12 protein-coding genes are annotated in these 17,015 nt (G+C 68.4%); 7 read left to right on the forward strand and 5 right to left on the reverse strand.

The window, feature by feature from the left end; all coding sequences use genetic code 11:
- Window positions 1-172: 172 nt before the first annotated feature.
- Window positions 173-1,669, reverse strand: a complete 1,497-nt coding sequence (locus tag ABQ137_RS14220; protein WP_349782939.1) for an aminotransferase class III-fold pyridoxal phosphate-dependent enzyme — start codon at window positions 1,667-1,669, stop codon at window positions 173-175.
- A gap of 121 nt (window positions 1,670-1,790) precedes the next feature.
- Between ABQ137_RS14220 and ABQ137_RS14225 the strand changes: the two genes are divergently transcribed.
- The 6 genes from ABQ137_RS14225 (at window position 1,791) to secF (ending at window position 8,309) form a co-directional block, all read left to right on the forward strand.
- Window positions 1,791-2,222, forward strand: a complete 432-nt coding sequence (locus tag ABQ137_RS14225) for an Lrp/AsnC family transcriptional regulator (RefSeq protein ID WP_016903291.1) — start codon at window positions 1,791-1,793, stop codon at window positions 2,220-2,222.
- Window positions 2,223-2,426: 204 nt separating this feature from the next.
- Window positions 2,427-3,497: a tRNA preQ1(34) S-adenosylmethionine ribosyltransferase-isomerase QueA gene (queA, locus tag ABQ137_RS14230; protein ID WP_154832196.1), complete on the forward strand. Its 1,071-nt coding sequence runs from the start codon at window positions 2,427-2,429 to the stop codon at window positions 3,495-3,497.
- A 69-nt stretch (window positions 3,498-3,566) separates the two neighbouring features.
- The gene (tgt, locus tag ABQ137_RS14235; RefSeq protein WP_046343159.1) at window positions 3,567-4,712 is read left to right on the forward strand and encodes a tRNA guanosine(34) transglycosylase Tgt; all 1,146 of its coding nucleotides are present in this window, start codon (window positions 3,567-3,569) and stop codon (window positions 4,710-4,712) included.
- A gap of 130 nt (window positions 4,713-4,842) precedes the next feature.
- Window positions 4,843-5,196, forward strand: a complete 354-nt coding sequence (yajC, locus tag ABQ137_RS14240; protein ID WP_016903294.1) for a preprotein translocase subunit YajC — start codon at window positions 4,843-4,845, stop codon at window positions 5,194-5,196.
- A 186-nt stretch (window positions 5,197-5,382) separates the two neighbouring features.
- On the forward strand, window positions 5,383-7,227 hold the full coding sequence (secD, locus tag ABQ137_RS14245; protein WP_349782941.1) for a protein translocase subunit SecD: 1,845 nt from the start codon (window positions 5,383-5,385) through the stop codon (window positions 7,225-7,227).
- Window positions 7,228-7,340: 113 nt separating this feature from the next.
- A complete protein-coding gene (secF, locus tag ABQ137_RS14250) occupies window positions 7,341-8,309 on the forward strand; it encodes a protein translocase subunit SecF (RefSeq protein ID WP_349782943.1) in 969 nt (322 codons plus the stop codon).
- Window positions 8,310-8,786: 477 nt separating this feature from the next.
- On the opposite strand, the gene ABQ137_RS14255 is transcribed toward secF, so the two are convergent.
- The 4 genes from ABQ137_RS14255 to ptsP all read right to left on the reverse strand — a co-directional run bounded on the left by ABQ137_RS14255 (window position 8,787) and on the right by ptsP (window position 15,565).
- Window positions 8,787-10,064 (reverse strand): carbohydrate porin, encoded by a 1,278-nt coding sequence (locus tag ABQ137_RS14255; RefSeq protein WP_184431379.1) that lies wholly within the window; start codon window positions 10,062-10,064, stop codon window positions 8,787-8,789.
- Window positions 10,065-10,249: 185 nt separating this feature from the next.
- Window positions 10,250-11,980, reverse strand: a complete 1,731-nt coding sequence (locus ABQ137_RS14260) for a PTS fructose transporter subunit IIC (protein WP_349782946.1) — start codon at window positions 11,978-11,980, stop codon at window positions 10,250-10,252.
- Between the two features lie 112 nt (window positions 11,981-12,092).
- On the reverse strand, window positions 12,093-13,049 hold the full coding sequence (gene pfkB / locus ABQ137_RS14265) for a 1-phosphofructokinase (RefSeq protein ID WP_349782948.1): 957 nt from the start codon (window positions 13,047-13,049) through the stop codon (window positions 12,093-12,095).
- Window positions 13,046-15,565: a phosphoenolpyruvate--protein phosphotransferase gene (gene ptsP / locus ABQ137_RS14270; protein ID WP_184518741.1), complete on the reverse strand. Its 2,520-nt coding sequence runs from the start codon at window positions 15,563-15,565 to the stop codon at window positions 13,046-13,048. Before ptsP ends, pfkB begins: the two co-directional genes overlap by 4 nt.
- A 162-nt stretch (window positions 15,566-15,727) precedes the next feature.
- Here ptsP and ABQ137_RS14275 point away from each other — a divergent pair, with 162 nt between their 5' ends.
- The gene (locus tag ABQ137_RS14275) at window positions 15,728-16,717 is read left to right on the forward strand and encodes a LacI family DNA-binding transcriptional regulator (protein ID WP_184518744.1); all 990 of its coding nucleotides are present in this window, start codon (window positions 15,728-15,730) and stop codon (window positions 16,715-16,717) included.
- Window positions 16,718-17,015: the final 298 nt, after the last annotated feature.

Consider the following 17,015-nt stretch of genomic DNA (forward strand, 5'->3'; position numbering starts at 1 on the left):
CGCAAGTACCGCCTGCGTCGCCTTGGCTTCAAGCGGCTCGCAAAACCATGGCGCTCACCTACAGGTGGGCGCGGCCGGTGCTGGGATTCAGCGTTTACCGCTCGGATACCGAAGTTACTGCGCACCGTCCGCTACCACATGAGGACGGCTCGCCACGTCCTGTCGCTGGCTCTCAGGCGGCCTCGGCCTGGGCCTGGCGCGGACCTTCCTTCAGTGCACGCGCGATCAACCCGACCAGCAGATCGAGCTCGTCTTCGTCCATCGCAAAGTGCGGGGTGAAGCGCAGCGAATTCTCGCCGCCATGGATGACGTTGACGCCATGATGGCGCAACCACTCTTCGGTGGAACCGGCGCCATAGCACTTGAATTGCGGCGCCAGCTCGCAGGAGAACAGCAAGCCGGTGCCCTGCACCTTGGTGATCAAACCGCCGAGCTCGGACTGCAGTGCTTCCAGCTTGGCGATCGCCTGCGCGCCGCGGGTGCGGATGTTCTCGCGCACCTGCGGGGTGAACAACGCCAGCGTGGCGCAGGCGACATCCAGCGCACGCGGATTGGTGGTCATGGTGTTGCCGTAGGTGCCCTTGCGGTACACCTGCGCGGCGTGTTCGGTCACTGCCAGTACCGACAGCGGGTATTGCGCGGCGTTGAGCGCCTTGGAATAGGTCTCCAGGTCCGGCGGGTCGAGCTGCTCGAAGCCGGGGTAATCCACCACCGACAGCACGCCGTGCGCGCGCAGACCGGCCTGGATCGAATCCACCAGCAGCAGGCTGCCATGCAGGCGGGTCAGTTCGCGCGCCGCGGCATAGAACGCGGCCGGCAATGCGCGGCCCGGGTCGCCTTCGCCCATCACCGGCTCCAGGAACACCGCCTCGATGAACCAGTGATTGCGCGCGGCCTCGTCGAAGGCGCGCTGCAGCGCCGCCACGTCGTACGGCGCGATCGCGATCACCGAGTCTTCGTCGCGGTAGCTGGCCAGGTACTTGGTGTAGGTCTTGCGGCTGGAATCGGAATACAGGCCGGGGCGGTCGGTACGGCCATGGAAGCTGCCCTTGACCACCACGCGCTTGATGCTGGCACCGGCGTGACGCGCGCCCGGGTCGGTGTGCAGCTTGGCGTTGGTATCGACGATGCGCGCGGCCAGACCGACCGCTTCGGAGCCGGAGTTGAGACACATGAAGCGCGCGAACGGACAGCCGCCACGGGTATGGCCGATCTCGGCGCGCAGGGCGCGGTCGAGCCGGCGCTGCGCCAGGCTGGGGGTCATTACGTTGGCCATCACCTGCGGACGCGCCATCGCCTCGAGCACCGGCGCGGGGGTGTGGCCGAAGCCGAGCATGCCGTAGCCGCCGGCGTCGTACAGCACCGCGCCCTTGAGCGTGATCACCCAGGGCCCGCGCGCGGCCAGCGCCACGTACGGGGTCACCGCATCGTCGGCATAGAAATTGATGAAGCCGTCCTGCACCGCACTGATCTGTGCGTCTTCGTCCAGGTCCAGCAGGTCGGCGGCCTCCGCGCGCACCTGCGCGTACTCGGCGGCCGCCGCGTCGATGGCGCGTGCCAGATCCGGGTGGTTGGCGGCCAGACGCGCGATGCTGGCATCGTCCAGGCCATCGGTCAGGCGGCGGCCGGCGTGGGCACGCAGCGGGGCGAGCGGGGCGAGGACGGACATGGCGCATCTCCTGCAAGGTGGCGTTCCCTTCCTATTATCGGCAGAAGATCGGCGTTTGGCAGCGTGAATCCGGGCAGGAAGTCGGGTATTTTCGTCGAATCGACGAACCAATTGGGCAAAAGTGAAAATCACTCCCTCCGACGAACGCCTGCTGTCGCTGCTGCGCGAGGACGCGCGCGCCTCCACCGCGCAGATTGCGCGCCGGCTCGGGCTGTCGCGTACCACCGTGCAGAGCCGGATCGAAAAACTCGAACGCGACGGCGTGATCAGCGGCTATACCGTGCGCACCCACGACGCCTACGAACAGGGCCGCATCCGCGCGCATATCCTGATCACCGTGCTGCCCAAGAAGATGCCGGCCGTGGTCAAGGCGCTGCGCGACATCCCGCAGGTGCGCCTGCTGCACTCGGTCAGCGGCGCCTACGACCTGATCGCCCTGGGCGTGGTCGGCGGCGTCAACGAGATGGACGTGCTCACCGACGCCATCGGCGCGATCGACGGCGTCGAGCGCACGACGACGTCGATCATTTTGTCAACGAAGTTTGAGCGGTGAGGGGCGGGGATTGGGCATTCGGGATTGGGGATTCGTAACAGCGGGCTGGCTGGTGTCGGACGCGTTCCGGTCCGCGGATCCTGCTCTTGCGAATCCCCAATCCCGAATCCCCAATCCCCGCCTCACTGCGAATCCCCAATCCCGAATCTCCAATCCCGGCCGCAGTTACAATATGCGGCTCCTCAGCCATCCGATCCTGCGGCCTTGAAGAAGTCCGATTTCAACTATTCGCTGCCCGACGAGCTGATTGCCCAGGCGCCGTTGGCCGAGCGGGCGGCCAGCCGCTTGCTGGTGGTGCCGCCGTCGCCGCAGGCGCTGGTCGACCGGCAGGTGCGGGATCTGCCCGAGCTGCTGCAGCCGGGCGATCTGCTGATCTTCAACGATACCCGGGTGATTCCGGCGCGGCTGTTCGGGCAGAAGGCCAGTGGCGGGCGGGTGGAAATCCTGATCGAGCGCCTGCTCGGCGAGCGCGAGGCGCGGGTGCAGATCGGCGCCAGCAAGTCGCCCAAGGCCGGCAGCTGGATCGCGCTGGACGCCGGCGGCCAGGCCGAGGTGCTGGGCCGCGACGGCGAGTTTTATCTGCTGCGCTTCGAGATCCCCACGCCGCTGGAGCACTGGCTGCTGGAAGCCGGGCGCCTGCCGCTGCCGCCGTACATCCGCCGCGAGCCGGGGGTGGAAGACCGCGAGCGCTACCAGACCGTGTTCGCGCGCGAGGTCGGTGCGGTGGCTGCCCCCACCGCCGGGCTGCATTTCGACGAGGCATTGCTGGCGCGCCTGCGCGAGCGCGGGGTGGAGTTCGGCCATGTCACCTTGCATGTGGGCGCCGGCACCTTCCAGCCGGTACGCGTGGATGCGCTCGACCAGCACGTGATGCACACCGAGTGGCTCAACGTCGGCGCCGCGCTGGTCGAGCAGGTGCGCCGCACCCGGGCACGCGGTGGCCGGGTGATTGCGGTGGGAACAACGGTGGTGCGCTCGCTGGAAAGCGCCTGGCGCACCAGCGATGCCGCGCCCGAGGGCGAACTGCTGCCGTTCGCCGGCGAAACCCAGATCTTCATCCTGCCCGGCTACCGCATCCGCAGCGTCGATGCGATGGTCACCAACTTCCATCTGCCCGAAAGCACGCTGCTGATGATGGTCTCGGCCTTCGCCGGCCGCGAGCGCATCTTCGCCGCCTATCAACACGCCATCGAACAGCGCTATCGCTTCTTTTCCTACGGCGATGCGATGTTGCTGTGGAGCAGGGATTGGGGAGTCGGGAGTGGGGATTCGTAACCGCACTCCGCTCGCCGCCTTCTCGCTTTTGCCAATCCCGAATCCCCAATTTCCAATCCCGGCCTTTCAATGTCCCGACTCCAGTTCCAGCTCCAAGCCACCGACGGCCATGCCCGGCGTGGGCGTCTGACCTTTCCGCGTGGCACCGTCGAGACGCCGGCGTTCATGCCGGTGGGTACCTATGGCTCGGTCAAGGGCATCCTGCCCGAGCAGATCCGCGCGCTGGGTGCGGAGATCATCCTGGGCAATACCTTCCACCTGTATCTGCGCCCGGGCCTGGATGTGATCGGCGATCACGGCGGCTTGCACGGGTTTGCGCGCTGGGACGGGCCGATCCTCACCGATTCGGGCGGGTTCCAGGTGTTTTCGCTGGCGCATCGCCGCAAGATCACCGAGCAGGGCGTGACCTTCGCCTCGCCCACCGATGGTGCGCGGGTGTTCCTTGGCCCGGAGGAGAGCATGCAGATCCAGAAGGTGCTCGATTCGGACATCGTGATGATCTTCGACGAATGCACGCCGTACCCGGCCACCGAAGAGGTGGCGCGGCGCTCGATGGAGCTGAGCCTGCGCTGGGCGCAGCGCTCGCGGCAGGCGCATGACGGGCTGGGCAACGACGCGGCGCTGTTCGGCATCGTGCAGGGCGGGGTGCATCCGGATCTGCGCAGCCGCTCGCTGGACGGGCTGCAGTGCATCGGGTTCGACGGCTACGCCATCGGCGGGCTGGCGGTGGGCGAGCCGGAGCACGAGCGCAACGCGATGCTGGAACACCTGCATCCGCGCCTGCCTGCCGACCGCCCGCGTTACCTGATGGGCGTGGGCCGGCCGGAGGACCTGGTCGAAGGCGTGGCACGGGGCGTGGATATGTTCGACTGCGTGATGCCCACACGCAATGCGCGCAACGGGCATTACTTCACCTCCTTCGGCACCGTGCGCATCCGCAACGCCAAGTACGAGCGCGACCTGGACACCATCGAGCCGGGCTGCGGCTGCCATGCCTGCAGCAGCGGCTACACACGTTCCTACCTGCGGCATCTGGACCGTTGCAACGAGATGCTGGCGCCGATGCTGGGCACCCTGCACAACCTCTGGTACTACGAGAAGTTGATGGCCGACCTGCGTGCGGCGATCGCCTCGGGAACCTTTGCCGAGTTCCGGCGGTCCTTCTATGCGGCACGCGGCGCCATCACGCCGCCGTTGCCGGGGGAAACCAGCTGAGACCGGCCGTCCGCGCCTTGCGCGGACGGTTTGGAACCTGCGTGGCATAATTCCCGGCTGTTCCGCTCCGGCGGTACCTGAATAGCGAGCGGCCGGTTGGCGCGCTGGCACCCAAACTAGGATGCACTGAATGAATCTGCTCGATTTCCTGATCCCCGTCGCCCAGGCGCAGGCCACTGGCGGCGCGCCGGCGCCCGGCCCGATGGGCGGCCTGTCCACCTTCGCGCTGCCGATCATCCTGATCGCGGTCATGTATTTCCTGATGATCCGCCCGCAGATGAAGCGCCAGAAGGAGCACAAGTCGCTGCTGGACAAGCTGGCGCGCGGCGACGAGGTCATCACCTCCGGCGGCGTGGCGGGCGTGATCACCGATATCGGCGACAACTTCATCACCGTGGAAGTGGCCGACAACGTGCGCATCCGCGTGCAGAAGAGTGCCGTGGGCCACGTGCTGCCCAAGGGCACGCTGAAGTCTGCCAACTAAGCGGCAACCAACCCGCTGCGCCCACTGTCAGGTGGGCGCAGTCGGTGCCGCGAACCGGCGCTGAGCGCGCTGCTCCGTGGCACCGCCGCATCCACCTGACGACCGCTGGCGACGTTGTGTTGGCCGCTGGAAGTCGTTCTCACTGCTAGGCGCGTCGCCGGGATGGTGTCGCGCGGGACTGTCGCAATGCTCGAATTTCCTCGCTGGAAGTATTTCCTGATCCTGCTGGTGCTAGCGGTCAGCGCGTTGTACGCGTTGCCCAACATCTACCAGAAGGACCCGTCCGTGCAGATCACCGCCAGCCGCGGCGCCCAGCTCGACGATGCCTTGCGCAGCCGCATCGCCGCCGACCTCAAGGCCGCCGGCATCACGCCGAAGGCCGTCACCCGGGAAGGCGACAGCCTGATGGTGCGCCTGCCCAACCTGCAGGCACAGACCCGCGCCAACGACGTGCTGCGCCAGCAACTGGGCGAGAACTACACGGTGGCGCTGAATCTGGCCTCGACCGTGCCGGACTGGCTGGCCAAGCTGGGCGGCCGGCCGATGGTGCTGGGCCTGGACCTGGTCGGCGGCGTGCACTTCGCCATGCAGGTAGACCAGAAGGCCGCGCTGGAAAAGCGCCTGGACGGCTTTGCCGAAGACATCCGCACCACGCTGCGTGACGGCCGTATCGCCTACCGCTCGGTCGAACGCCGCGGCGACAACAGCATCCAGGTCAGCCTGAGCGAGGGCGCCAGCGTCGACGCAGCGCGTACCGCGCTGGCCAAGTCGCAGCCGACCCTGACCTACGACGTCAGCGGCCAGAACATCTCGGTCAAAGTGCCGGAGGCCGAACTCAAGCAGATAGCCAGCGGCGCGATCGAGCAGAACCTCACCACCTTGCGTAATCGCGTCAACGCGCTGGGCGTGTCCGAACCGACCATCCAGCGCCAGGGCGAGGACCGCATCGTGGTCGAACTGCCCGGCCTGCAGGACACCGCCGAGGCCAAGCGCCTGATCGGCGCCACCGCCTCGCTGGAGTTCCGTGCGGTGGTCGAAGGCAATGCCGAAGACGCCGTGCGCAGCGGCAGCATCCCGCCCGAAGCCAAGGTCTACCGCGTGCGCGATACCGGCGCGCCGGTGCTGCTCAACAAGCGCGCGCTGGTGACCGGCGACCAGATGGTCAGTGCCAGCGTCAGCACCGACCAGAACGGCATGCCGGCGGTGGCGGTGACGCTCAACAACGTCGCCGGCCAGCGCATGCTCGACTACACCAGCGCCAACGTCGGCAAGCTGATGTCGGTGGTCTACATCGAGCGCATTCCCACCGTCAGCATGGTCGACGGCAAGGAAGTGCGCAGCGTGCGGGTCAAGGAAGAGGCGCTGTCGCCGACCCGCATCGCCGGCGTGTTCGGCAAGAACTTCCAGACCACCGGACTGGAGAAGGTGGAGGCCGAGAACCTGGCCAAGTTGTTGAAATCCGGCTCGCTGGCCGCGCCGATGGATTTCGTCGAGGAATACGTGATCGGCCCCAGCCTGGGTGCGGAGAACGTGGAGCGCGGCGTCACTGCGGTGATCTACTCGTTCCTGTTCACGCTGGTGTTCTTCACCGTCTACTACCGCGTGTTCGGCGCGATCACCTCGGTGGCGCTGCTGTTCAACCTGCTGATCGTGGTGGCGGTGATGTCGCTGTTCGGCGCCACCATGACACTGCCGGGGTTTGCCGGTCTGGCCCTGTCGGTGGGCCTGTCGGTGGACGCCAACGTGCTGATCAACGAGCGTATCCGCGAGGAGCTGCGACTGGGCGTGCCGGCCAAATCGGCGATTGCGGCCGGTTATGAAAAGGCCGGCGGCACCATCCTGGACGCCAACCTCACCGGTCTGATCGTGGCGGTGGCCTTGTACGCGTTCGGCACCGGCCCGCTGAAGGGCTTCGCGCTGACCATGATGATCGGTATCTTCGCCTCGATGTTTACCGCGATCACCGTGTCGCGTGCGCTGGCGGTGCTGATCTACGGCCGCCGCAAGAAGCTGAAGACCGTCGCCATCTGAGATGCGAGTCCGGCCTTGCCCCCTGCAGCGCGCTGCTGGGGGCGGGGGATGAATCCCTTCGCAAGCGTTGCGCATCCTGACGGTGCGCAACGTCTAAACGGAAGATCTTTTCCATGAAATTGTTCCCGCTCCATCTCATTCCCAACGACACCAAGATCGACTTCATGCGCCTGCGCAAGCCGGTGCTGATCCTGATGCTGGTGATCGCGGTGGCCTCGGTCGGCATCATCGTCGGCAAGGGCTTCAACTACGCGCTGGAATTCACCGGCGGCACGCTGGTGCAGACCTCGTTCCAGAAGACCGTGGACGTGGACCAGGTGCGTGAGCAACTGGCCAAGGCCGGCTTCGAGAACGCCCAGGTGCAGAACGCGCGCGGCGGCAACGAAGTGATGATCCGCCTGCAGGCGCGCGAGCAGCACAACAACCGCGACGATGCCGCAACCACCGTCGCCGAAGAAGTGCGCAAGGCGGTCAGCACCGCGCAGAATCCCGCCACCGTGCAGCCGGGCGAATTCGTCGGCCCGCAGGTCGGCAAGGATCTGGCCTTGAACAGCGTGTACGCCACCGTGTTCATGCTGGTGGGCTTTCTGATCTACATCGCCTTCCGCTTCGAGTGGAAGTTCGCCGTGGTCGCCAGCCTGACCGCTCTGTTCGACCTGCTGGTCACCGTGGCCTTCGTGTCGCTGACCGGCCGCGAGTTCGACCTGACCGTGCTGGCCGGCCTGTTGTCGGTGATGGGCTTTGCGATCAACGACATCATCGTGGTGTTCGACCGCGTGCGCGAAAACTTCCGCGCGTTGCGGGTGGAGCCGCTGGAAGTACTGAACCGCTCGATCAACCAGACGTTGTCGCGCACGGTGATCACCGCGGTGATGTTCTTCCTGTCGGCACTGGCCCTGTACATCTACGGCGGCGAGTCGATGGAAGGCCTGGCCGAGACGCACATGATCGGCGCGGTGATCGTGGTGATCTCCTCGGTGATCGTGGCAGTGCCGATGCTGAGCATCGGGCCGTTCGCCGTCACCAAGCAGGATCTGCTGCCCAAGGCCAAGGACGTGGAGGCGCTGGCGCGTCGTCCCTGATTGGTCATCGATCTTCGATCACGAAAAAACCGCGCGCTGCGCGGTTTTTTCGTTTTGGCGCATCGAGCAGGGCAACGCGACGTATCGTAGGAGCGCGCCTGAGCGCGACGAGGCTTTATCGGTAACGCCTCATCGCGCCCAGGTGCGCTCCTACCGGGCCAAGCGAGCGGGCTGGCTAAAACCCGCCGAAACCAGGTCAGCCATGCAGTGCAATGCGTCGTAGGAGCGCGCTTGCGCGCGATCGGGTTTTATTGGGAATGCCTCATCGCGCCCAGGTGCGCTCCTACGGAGCAAGGCGAAGTGCGCTGGCTAAAACCCGCCGAAACCAGGTCAGCCATGCAGTGCAATGCGTCGTAGGAGCGCGCCAGAGCGCGACCGGGCTTTATCGGGAATGCCTCATCGCGCTCAGGCGCGCTCCTACCGAGCTAGGTGAGTGCGCTGCAACGTCCTGCGACGCGCGCACCGATCCTCGCGGACTTACAGATTCCAGTCGATCCGCATGCCTGCAATCAGCGCGTTCTTCAGATCGTTGGTGCGGGTCGGTTCGTTGAACTGGTCGGGGTTGATCACGTAATGCAGGTTCGGCGCGATGCGCAGGCGCTTGGTGACCTGGATGCCGTAGCTCAGCTCCATCATGATCTGGTTGTCGGCCGGGGTGCCGGTGCCGCCGGCCGAGGCGCGGGCCAGGCGCAGGTTTTCGATGGCTTCGTCGCTGTATTTCTGCTGGGTGATCACGAACGCAATGTTGTCCTGCGGGCGGCTGGCGAAGGTACCTTTCTGCACCAGGCCCAGTTGCACGAAGTGGTCCTCGATCGCCTGACCACCGGTGCTCTTGAGGATGGCGCCGAACACGGTCAGGCCGCGGGCGCCGGACGGATCCGGATTGGTGACCTGCTGTTCGAAGCGACCGAACACGCCCGAGCGGCCCTGCTTGTTCTCGTAGCCCATGCCGCTGAGCACGGCCGGGTTGCCGTTGCGGTCGCGCAGCGGGTCGGTGTAGTCGGAGTTGTCCTGCCAGCCGCCCAGTTCGTACATCGCGGCCATGCTGCCGTCGCCGCCCTTGTTCTTGTAGCCGACCGCGTAAGGCACCACCACGCCGGTGGTGTCGTCGGTGCTCCACTTCAGGCCGTGCTGGCCGTCCTGGGCCTGCACCGGGTTCACCTCGTAGGCGCCCACGTGCACATAGACCTTGGGCGTGACCCAGGCGGTGGCATGCGCGGCCCAGCTGGACACCGGCCAGTAGGTGAAGTTGCTGGTGCGGAACACGAAGGTGGGGTTGCCGCAGGCCGAGTTGCCCTGGAAGTACTGGCACAGGTCCGAGCCGAGGAAGTGGATGTTGGCCACGCTGCGGCCGGCTTCCAGTTCCAGGCGGTCGTCAAACAGTTTCTGCAGCAGGGTGAAGTTGGCCAGCCGCGTGCCCTGGCCACCGTAGATCTCCTGCACCGAGGTGCTGTTGCCGATGCTGCTGTTGGCCAGGTTGGTGCCGTGGCGGTTGGTGACGTACAGCTTGACGGTGGCGCCGCCCCAGCCGAACAGGCGGTCCATGTCGACGTCGGTACCGACCATCAGCTGGCCGGCATAGGCGTCGCCGTTCTTGCGGCCGCCATCGATCATCGAGGCGGCTTCGCCGGTGTAACCCAGCTTGAGCTTGAAGGCATCGGCGGCATCCTGCGCGTGGGCGAGCGGGGTCAGCGCCAGTGCCAGCGACAGGCACAGCAGGCGGGGACGGGCATGGCGGGGGGCGAGGACGGTCATGGCAGGACTCCGAACGAAGGAAGGCGTGGCCGGGTGGCGAACGCGACAGCTAGGGGATGGGCAAGCCGCTGGCCGCGCACGAGGGTGCGCAGCGCAGCGGTGAAACCAGTCAGGGGTGGAGCGGGGCGGCGATCAGGCGTGGCGCATGCGCGGGCGGCAAGCGCCAGTGGCGGGGTGGCCGAAGGTCAGGCGACCACGTCGGCCACCGGCTTCTTGAGCAGGCGCAGTGCCACCGCGGTGACCACCACGCCGACCACCAGGGCCAGCACGTAATTGAGCAGGTGGGTCACCGCGTTGGGGATCAGCAGCACGAAGATGCCGCCGTGCGGTGCCTTCAACTCGGCGCCGGCGGTCATCGAGATCGCGCCGGCCACGGCCGAGCCGATCACCAGCCCCGGGATGGTGCGCAGCGGGTCGCGCGCGGCATACGGGATGGCGCCTTCGGTGACGAAGGCCAGCCCGAGCACGCCGGCGGCCGTGGCCGAGCCGCGCTCTTCCACGGTGAAACGGTTGCGGAACACCCAGGTGGCCAGCGCGATGCCCAGCGGCGGGGTCATGCCGGCGACCATGGCGGCGGCCATCGGGGTGTAGACCTGGCTGGCGATCAGGCCGGTGGAGAACGCATAGGCGGCCTTGTTGACCGGCCCGCCCATGTCGAAGGCCATCATGCCGCCGAGCAACAGGCCCAGCAGCAACGCGCTGCTGCCCTGCATGCCGCGCAGCCAGGCGGTGAGCCAGGCCAGCAGGTCGGCCACCGGCTGGCCGAACACGTACATCATCGCCAGCCCGACCAGCAGCGTGCCCAGCACCGGCAGGATCAGCACCGGCTTGAGTCCTTCCAGGTTGCGCGGCAGGCGGATGTAGCGGTTGAGCGCGGCCACGCCGTAGCCGGCGATGAAGCCGGCAATGATGCCGCCGAGGAAGCCGGCATTGAGGTTGGCCGCGACCAGGCCGCCGATCATGCCGGGCGCGATGCCGGGGCGGTCGGCGATGGAGTAGGCGATATAGCCGGCCAGCGCGGGCACCATCAGGGTGAAGCCGGCCTTGGCGCCGATCTGGAACAGCGACCAGGCCAGCGTGCCCTGGTGGGCATCGTCGCCGGCATAGATGCCGCCGAGCGCGAATGCCAGCGCGATCAACAGGCCGCCGGCGGTGACGAAGGGCAGCATGAACGACACGCCGGTCATCAGGTGCTTGTAGGCGCCGGTGCGGCCGTTGCCGGTGTTTTCGGCCTTGGGAGCGCCTGCGACCGGCGCCGCGCCGCCGTGCACGCCGGCTTCGGCCAGCGCTTTCTGGATCAAGGCCGGGCCATCGTTGATGGCCGGCTTGGTGCCGCTCTTGAACAGGCGCTTGCCGCCGAAGCGGGCCAGGTCGACCTCGCGATCGGCGGCGATCAGCACCAGATCGGCATCGCGGATTTCCGCGTCGGTCAGGGCGTCCTGCGCGCCGACCGAACCCTGGGTTTCCACGCGGATCTGGTAGCCGAGTTTCTTGGCGGCCTGCTGCAGGCCTTCGGCGGCCATGAAGGTGTGCGCGATGCCGGTGGGGCAGGAGGTGATCGCAACGATGCGCTTGCTGCCCGCGCTGCCTGCGGCAGCCGATGCATTGGCGGCAGCCGGTGCGGCGAGCTGGTTCACTGCGGCGGCCGGGTCGTCCAGTACCGCGCCCAGGCTCAGGCGCAGCAGTTGCGCGTCGCCGAAGCGGGCGGTGTCGGCATCGGCGTCGCCGATCACCAGCACCTGGCTGGCGGCGCTGGCCAGTTCGTCCGGCAATGCGCCGAGCACGCCCTGGTCGCTGCGGATTTCGATCGTCACGCTGCGCCCGGCGGCGGTGGCCGCGCGGCGCAGCGCTTCGGCCGCCAGGACGGCTTCGGTGCTGCGGTCGCCAGCGGCGATGACCACGATGGAAGAGGACATGCAAATCTCCTGCGTTGTTCGGTCGCCGGCAAGCGCCGGCGGGATACGTGGTGTCTTGCGCAAACATCGGCGCGCTGCGCTGGCGCTGCCAGCGTTCGCGCCGGCGGTGGTGCTACGAGAGCGGGTCGATGACGATCTCGCCGGCGAGCTTGCGCACCTGCTGCGGGTTCAGCCGGCGCGCATCGCCGCTTTCCAGCCGGCTGAGCGAGAACGCGGTCGCCAGCCGTGCGCAGCTTTCCAGATCGGTGGACTCGCCGAGCAGCGCGGCGGCCAGGCCGGCCACCATCGCGTCACCGGCGCCCACGCTGCTGCCCTGCGCCAGGCGCGGCGGACGCGCGATCAGGCGCTGGTCGCGCTGCACGAACAGTGCGCCTTCGGTCCCCATCGAAATGACCACCAGCTGGATGCCGCGCGCGATCAGTTCGTGCGCGGCGGCGCTGAGGGCGGCACGGTCGCTCAGTGGGCGGCCGGTCCAGGCTTCCAGTTCGTGCCGGTTCGGCTTGACCGCGTACGGCAGCGCCTGGCGTTCGGCACCAAGCGCGGCCACCAGCGGCGCGCCGCTGGTGTCCAGCAGCACGCGCGCACCGGCGGCGCTGGCCTGGGCCTGCAACTGCGCCCAGCTGTCGTCCGGCAGGCCGGCCGGCAGGCTGCCCGACAGCACCACCGGCAGGCCGGGGCGCAGCAGCGGGGCGAGGTGATCGGCCACGCCCTGCAGGTGCGGCTGGCCCAGGCGCAGCCCGGGCAGGTTGATGTCGGTGGTGTCGTTGCTGCGCGCTTCGACCAGCTTGAGGTTGGTGCGGGTCTCGCCGGCCACGCGCTGGCAGTGATCGGCAATGCCGCGCTCGCGGAACAGCGCCTCGAACACGCCGGCATTGCCGACCCCGAGCACGCCGAGCGCGGCGACCTGGCTGCCCCAGTCGGCCAGACAGGCGGCCACGTTGATGCCCTTGCCGCCGGCATCGTTGCGCACGCTGCTGGCGCGATGCACCGCGCCCGGCTGCAGGCTGTCGAGCTGGATGGTCTGGTCGATCGCCGGGTTCAGCGTCACCGTGATGGCGTGCAGTTTCATGCCTGGCCCTCGCGCTGCGCTTCCAGGGCGCGCACCTGCTCTGCGGTTTCGCAGTTCAGCGCCTGCTCGGCGAGCTGCTGCAGCGTGCTCAGCGCGGTGCCGCGCAGGCGTGCCTTGACCGCCGGGATGTCGTTGGGCGTCATCGACAGTTCCTGCACGCCCAGGCCGGCCAGCAGGCTGGCGCCGAACGGATCACCGGCCAGGCCGCCGCACACGCCGACCCAGCGGTCGTGTTTACGCGCACCTTCGATCGTGCTGCGGATCATGCGCAGCACCGCCGGGTGCAGGCTGTCGGCTTCGGCGGCCAGCTCCGGGTTCTGGCGGTCGATCGCCAGCACGTACTGGGTCAGGTCATTGGTGCCGATCGAGAAGAAGTCCGCATGGCGCGCCAGCACGTCGGCCTGCGCGGCGGCGGCGGGCACCTCGATCATGATGCCGATCGGAACCTCCGGCGCGTCGAGTTCGGCGCGGATGCGCGCGCAGATGGCGCGCAGGGTGATCAGCTCCGGCACCGAGGTGATCATCGGGAACATGATCGACAGCCGCGCCCCGTCCTTGGCGGCGCGGTACAGCGCACGCAGCTGCGGTTCGAGCAGGTCCGGGCGACGCAGCAGCAGGCGTGCGCCGCGGACGCCCAGGAACGGGTTTTCCTCGTGCGGCAGCTCCAGATGCGCCACCTGCTTGTCGCCGCCGATGTCCAGCGCGCGCACGATCAGCGGGCGGCCATCCAGCGCCTGCGCCATCGCCAGGTAGGTCGCGTGCTGCTCGTCCTCGCTGGGCGTGCTGCCGCTTTCCAGGAACAGGAATTCGGTGCGCATCAGGCCGACGCCTTCGGCGCCCTGGGTCAGCGCCATTGCGACCTGGTCGGGCAGGTTGACGTTGGCGCCGATGTCGATGTGGTGGCCGTCGCTGGTTTCGGCAGGCAATGCACGCTGCGCGGCCTCGCGCTCGCGGATCGCCTGCTGCTCGGCGATATGCGTGCGCGCCGCATCCAGATCCAGCTCGGACGGGTTGATGTACAGCCGCCCGCTGCTGCCGTCGATGATGGCGGTGACGCCGTCTTCGATATCCATGAGTTGGCCGCCGGCCGCGACCAGCGCCGGCAGGCCGAGCGTGCGCGACAGGATCGCGGTATGCGAGGTCGGCCCGCCTTGCGCGGTGGCCAGGCCGAGCACGCGTGCGGTGTCCAGGTTGGCGGTGTCCGACGGTGACAGATCGCCGGCCAGCAGGATGCAGGGCTGCTCCGGCAGGTCGGTCAGGCCGGCGCCGGCGGCGGCCGGGTCGAGCTGGGCCAGCACGCGGCGGCCGACATCGCGCAGGTCGGCCGCGCGGCTGGCCAGCACCGGGTTGCCGAGTGCGGCCAGGCCTGAGGCGATCTGTTCCACCGCCTGGTGCCACGACCACGCCACGCCGTGGCCTTCGACCATCAGCTGGCAGGTGCGGGTGATCAGGTCGGTGTCGTTGAGCAGCTCGGCCTGGGCCTTGAAGATCGCCGCGTCCGAGGCGCCGAGCCGGCGCTGGGTATCGTCCTGGATCGCCGCCAGCTGCTGGCGGGTGCGGGTCAGTGCGTCGTGCAGCAGCGCGCCGCCATCGCCCAGGCCGACCGGTTGATCGGCCACCTCGGTCTGCGCCGCGCGCAGCCGGTGCACGATGCCGATCGCCACGCCCGGGCTGGCGCCGATGCCGACGATGGCTGGTTGCGCCTGTGGCGGCGTCCAGCCGGCCACCGGGGCGGCGCGGCGTTGCGCGGCACGCTCGGCATCGGCCTTTTCCTGAGCGGTCAGGCTGTCCATCACTGCGCGCAGGCGCTTGAGCAGCGCACCCGCATCAGTGCCTTCGGCCGAAACGGTGATGCTGTCGCCGGCACGCAGGCCCAGCTGCAGCAGGCCGACTAGGCTCTTGGCATCGGCGGCCTGGTCGCCGGCGCGCACCTGGGCGCGCGCCGAAAAACCACGCGCGGTCTCGGCCCAACGCGTGGCCGGGCGGGCGTGCAGGCCGCTGGGGTAGGCGATGGTCCATTCGAAGGATTCGGCCAGATCGGTGGCCGGCGCGGCGCTGCTGTCGGGTGCGCGGTCGCCGGTCAAGGCCGCCACGATCACGCCGGGGTCATCGGTGGTGAACAGCGCTTCCAGCTGGGCCGGGTCCTGGATCAGGCGGGTCAGCCGGCGCAGCAGGGTGATGTGGGTGTCGGACTGGGCGGCGATGCCGACCACCAGCCGGGTGGTCTGGCCCGGGTTCCACTCCACGCCCTCGGGCAACTGCAGCACCGCGATGCCGTCGCGGCGGACCAGGTGGCGGTCTTCGCCGACGCCGTGCGGGATCGCCAGGCCGTGGCCGAGGAAGGTGTTCGCCAGGCCTTCGCGGCGCCGCATGCTGGCGTCGTAGCCCGGCGCCACGCAGCCGGCGGCGACCAGCAACTGGGCGGCCTGCGCGATGGCGTCGTCCTTGTCGCGGGCATGCGCACGCAGGCGCACGAGTTCGGGGGTGACGGGGGCGGCTGGCGACGGAGAGGACAAGACGGACTCCGGGGGTGGGGACGGGCTGGGCAGTATAGTGGGAACGTTCCCATGTTCCAGGTCAATGTGCGCTGCACAAAAACGTTGTAGTGCTTTCGGGTTAGCATCGAATCAGAGACGGCGCCTGGCCCTAGGTGCGCAAATGGAGCGGGAACGGTCCCAGTGAGTATCAGCATCAATGACGTGGCCCGGGTGGCCGGGGTTTCCAAATCGACGGTCTCGCGCGCGCTGGGTACTGGCCCGGTCAGCGAGGAGGTGCGGGCCAAGGTCGAGGCGGCGGTGCGCCAGACCGGCTACCGACCCAACCTGATGGCGCGGCGCCTGCGATCCCAGCAGTCCGGCATCCTCGGGGTGATCGTCGCCGACATCCGCAACCCGTACTTCACCGCGCTGATCCGTGCGGTGGAGGAGGTGGCCTACCGCGCCGGCATGCGCGTGACCCTGTGCAATACCGACGAAGATCCCGAGCGCGAGGCGCTGTACCTGCAATTGATGCAGGAAGAACGCATCACCGGGCTGATCTTCGCGCCGACCCGCAGCACGGTCGGGCGCATGCACGAGCTGGTGCTGGACTACCCGACCGTGCTGGTGGACCGCGCCGGCCCCGGCAGCCGCTACGACAGCGTGGTGCTGGACAACGCCGCGGCCATGGGCGAGCTGGTCGCGCATCTGCAGGCGCAGGGCTATCGGCGCATCGGCGGGCTGTTCGGCACCAGTACCACCGCAACCGAGCGTCGCAACGGCTATCTGGCCGCGATGGCGGCGCCAGGGCTGACGCCGGCCTACCGCGAAGTGGCGCCCACCGCCGAAGCGGCGATCGCCGAAGTCGGCCAATGGCTGGCCGGCGCTGACCGCCCCGACGCCATCGTGACCAGTAACAGCCTGCTGTTGATGGGCGCGCTCAAGGCCGCCCGCACCGCCGGGCTGCGCATTCCCGAGGACCTGGCCCTGGCCGGCTTCGACAACGAGCGCTGGACCGACCTGGTCGAGCCGGGGATCACCGTGGTCGAGCAACCGGTCGAGGACATGGGGCGCGCGGCGATGTCGTTGCTGCTGGAGCGTTTGAGTAATCCGCAGCTGCCGATCCGCCGCATGGTGATGACCGGCCGCTGCGTGGTCCGCGGCTCTACCGGCGCACGCCCGCGCACCTAGCCGCCCTCGTCGTAGGAGCGCACCCGGGCGCGACGGGCGGCACCGGTGAGGCCTATCGCGCCCAGGTGCGCTCCTACGACGGCGTGGCGGTTGTCGCGGATCGCGCTGTGCGGGTCCTGTCGAAGCACGCCATGTCACCAATCCCCGCCACCCCGTAGGAGCGCACCCGGGCGCGACGGGCGTTACCGGTGGGGCCTATCGCGCCCAGGTGCGCTCCTACAACGGCATGGCGGTTGTCGCGGATCGCGCTGTGCGGGTCCTGTCGAAGCACGCCATGTCACCAATCCCCGCCACTCCG

Source organism: Xanthomonas sp. WHRI 8393, from assembly GCF_040203315.1.
In the GTDB taxonomy this organism is placed as follows: Bacteria; Pseudomonadota; Gammaproteobacteria; order Xanthomonadales; family Xanthomonadaceae; genus Xanthomonas; species Xanthomonas arboricola.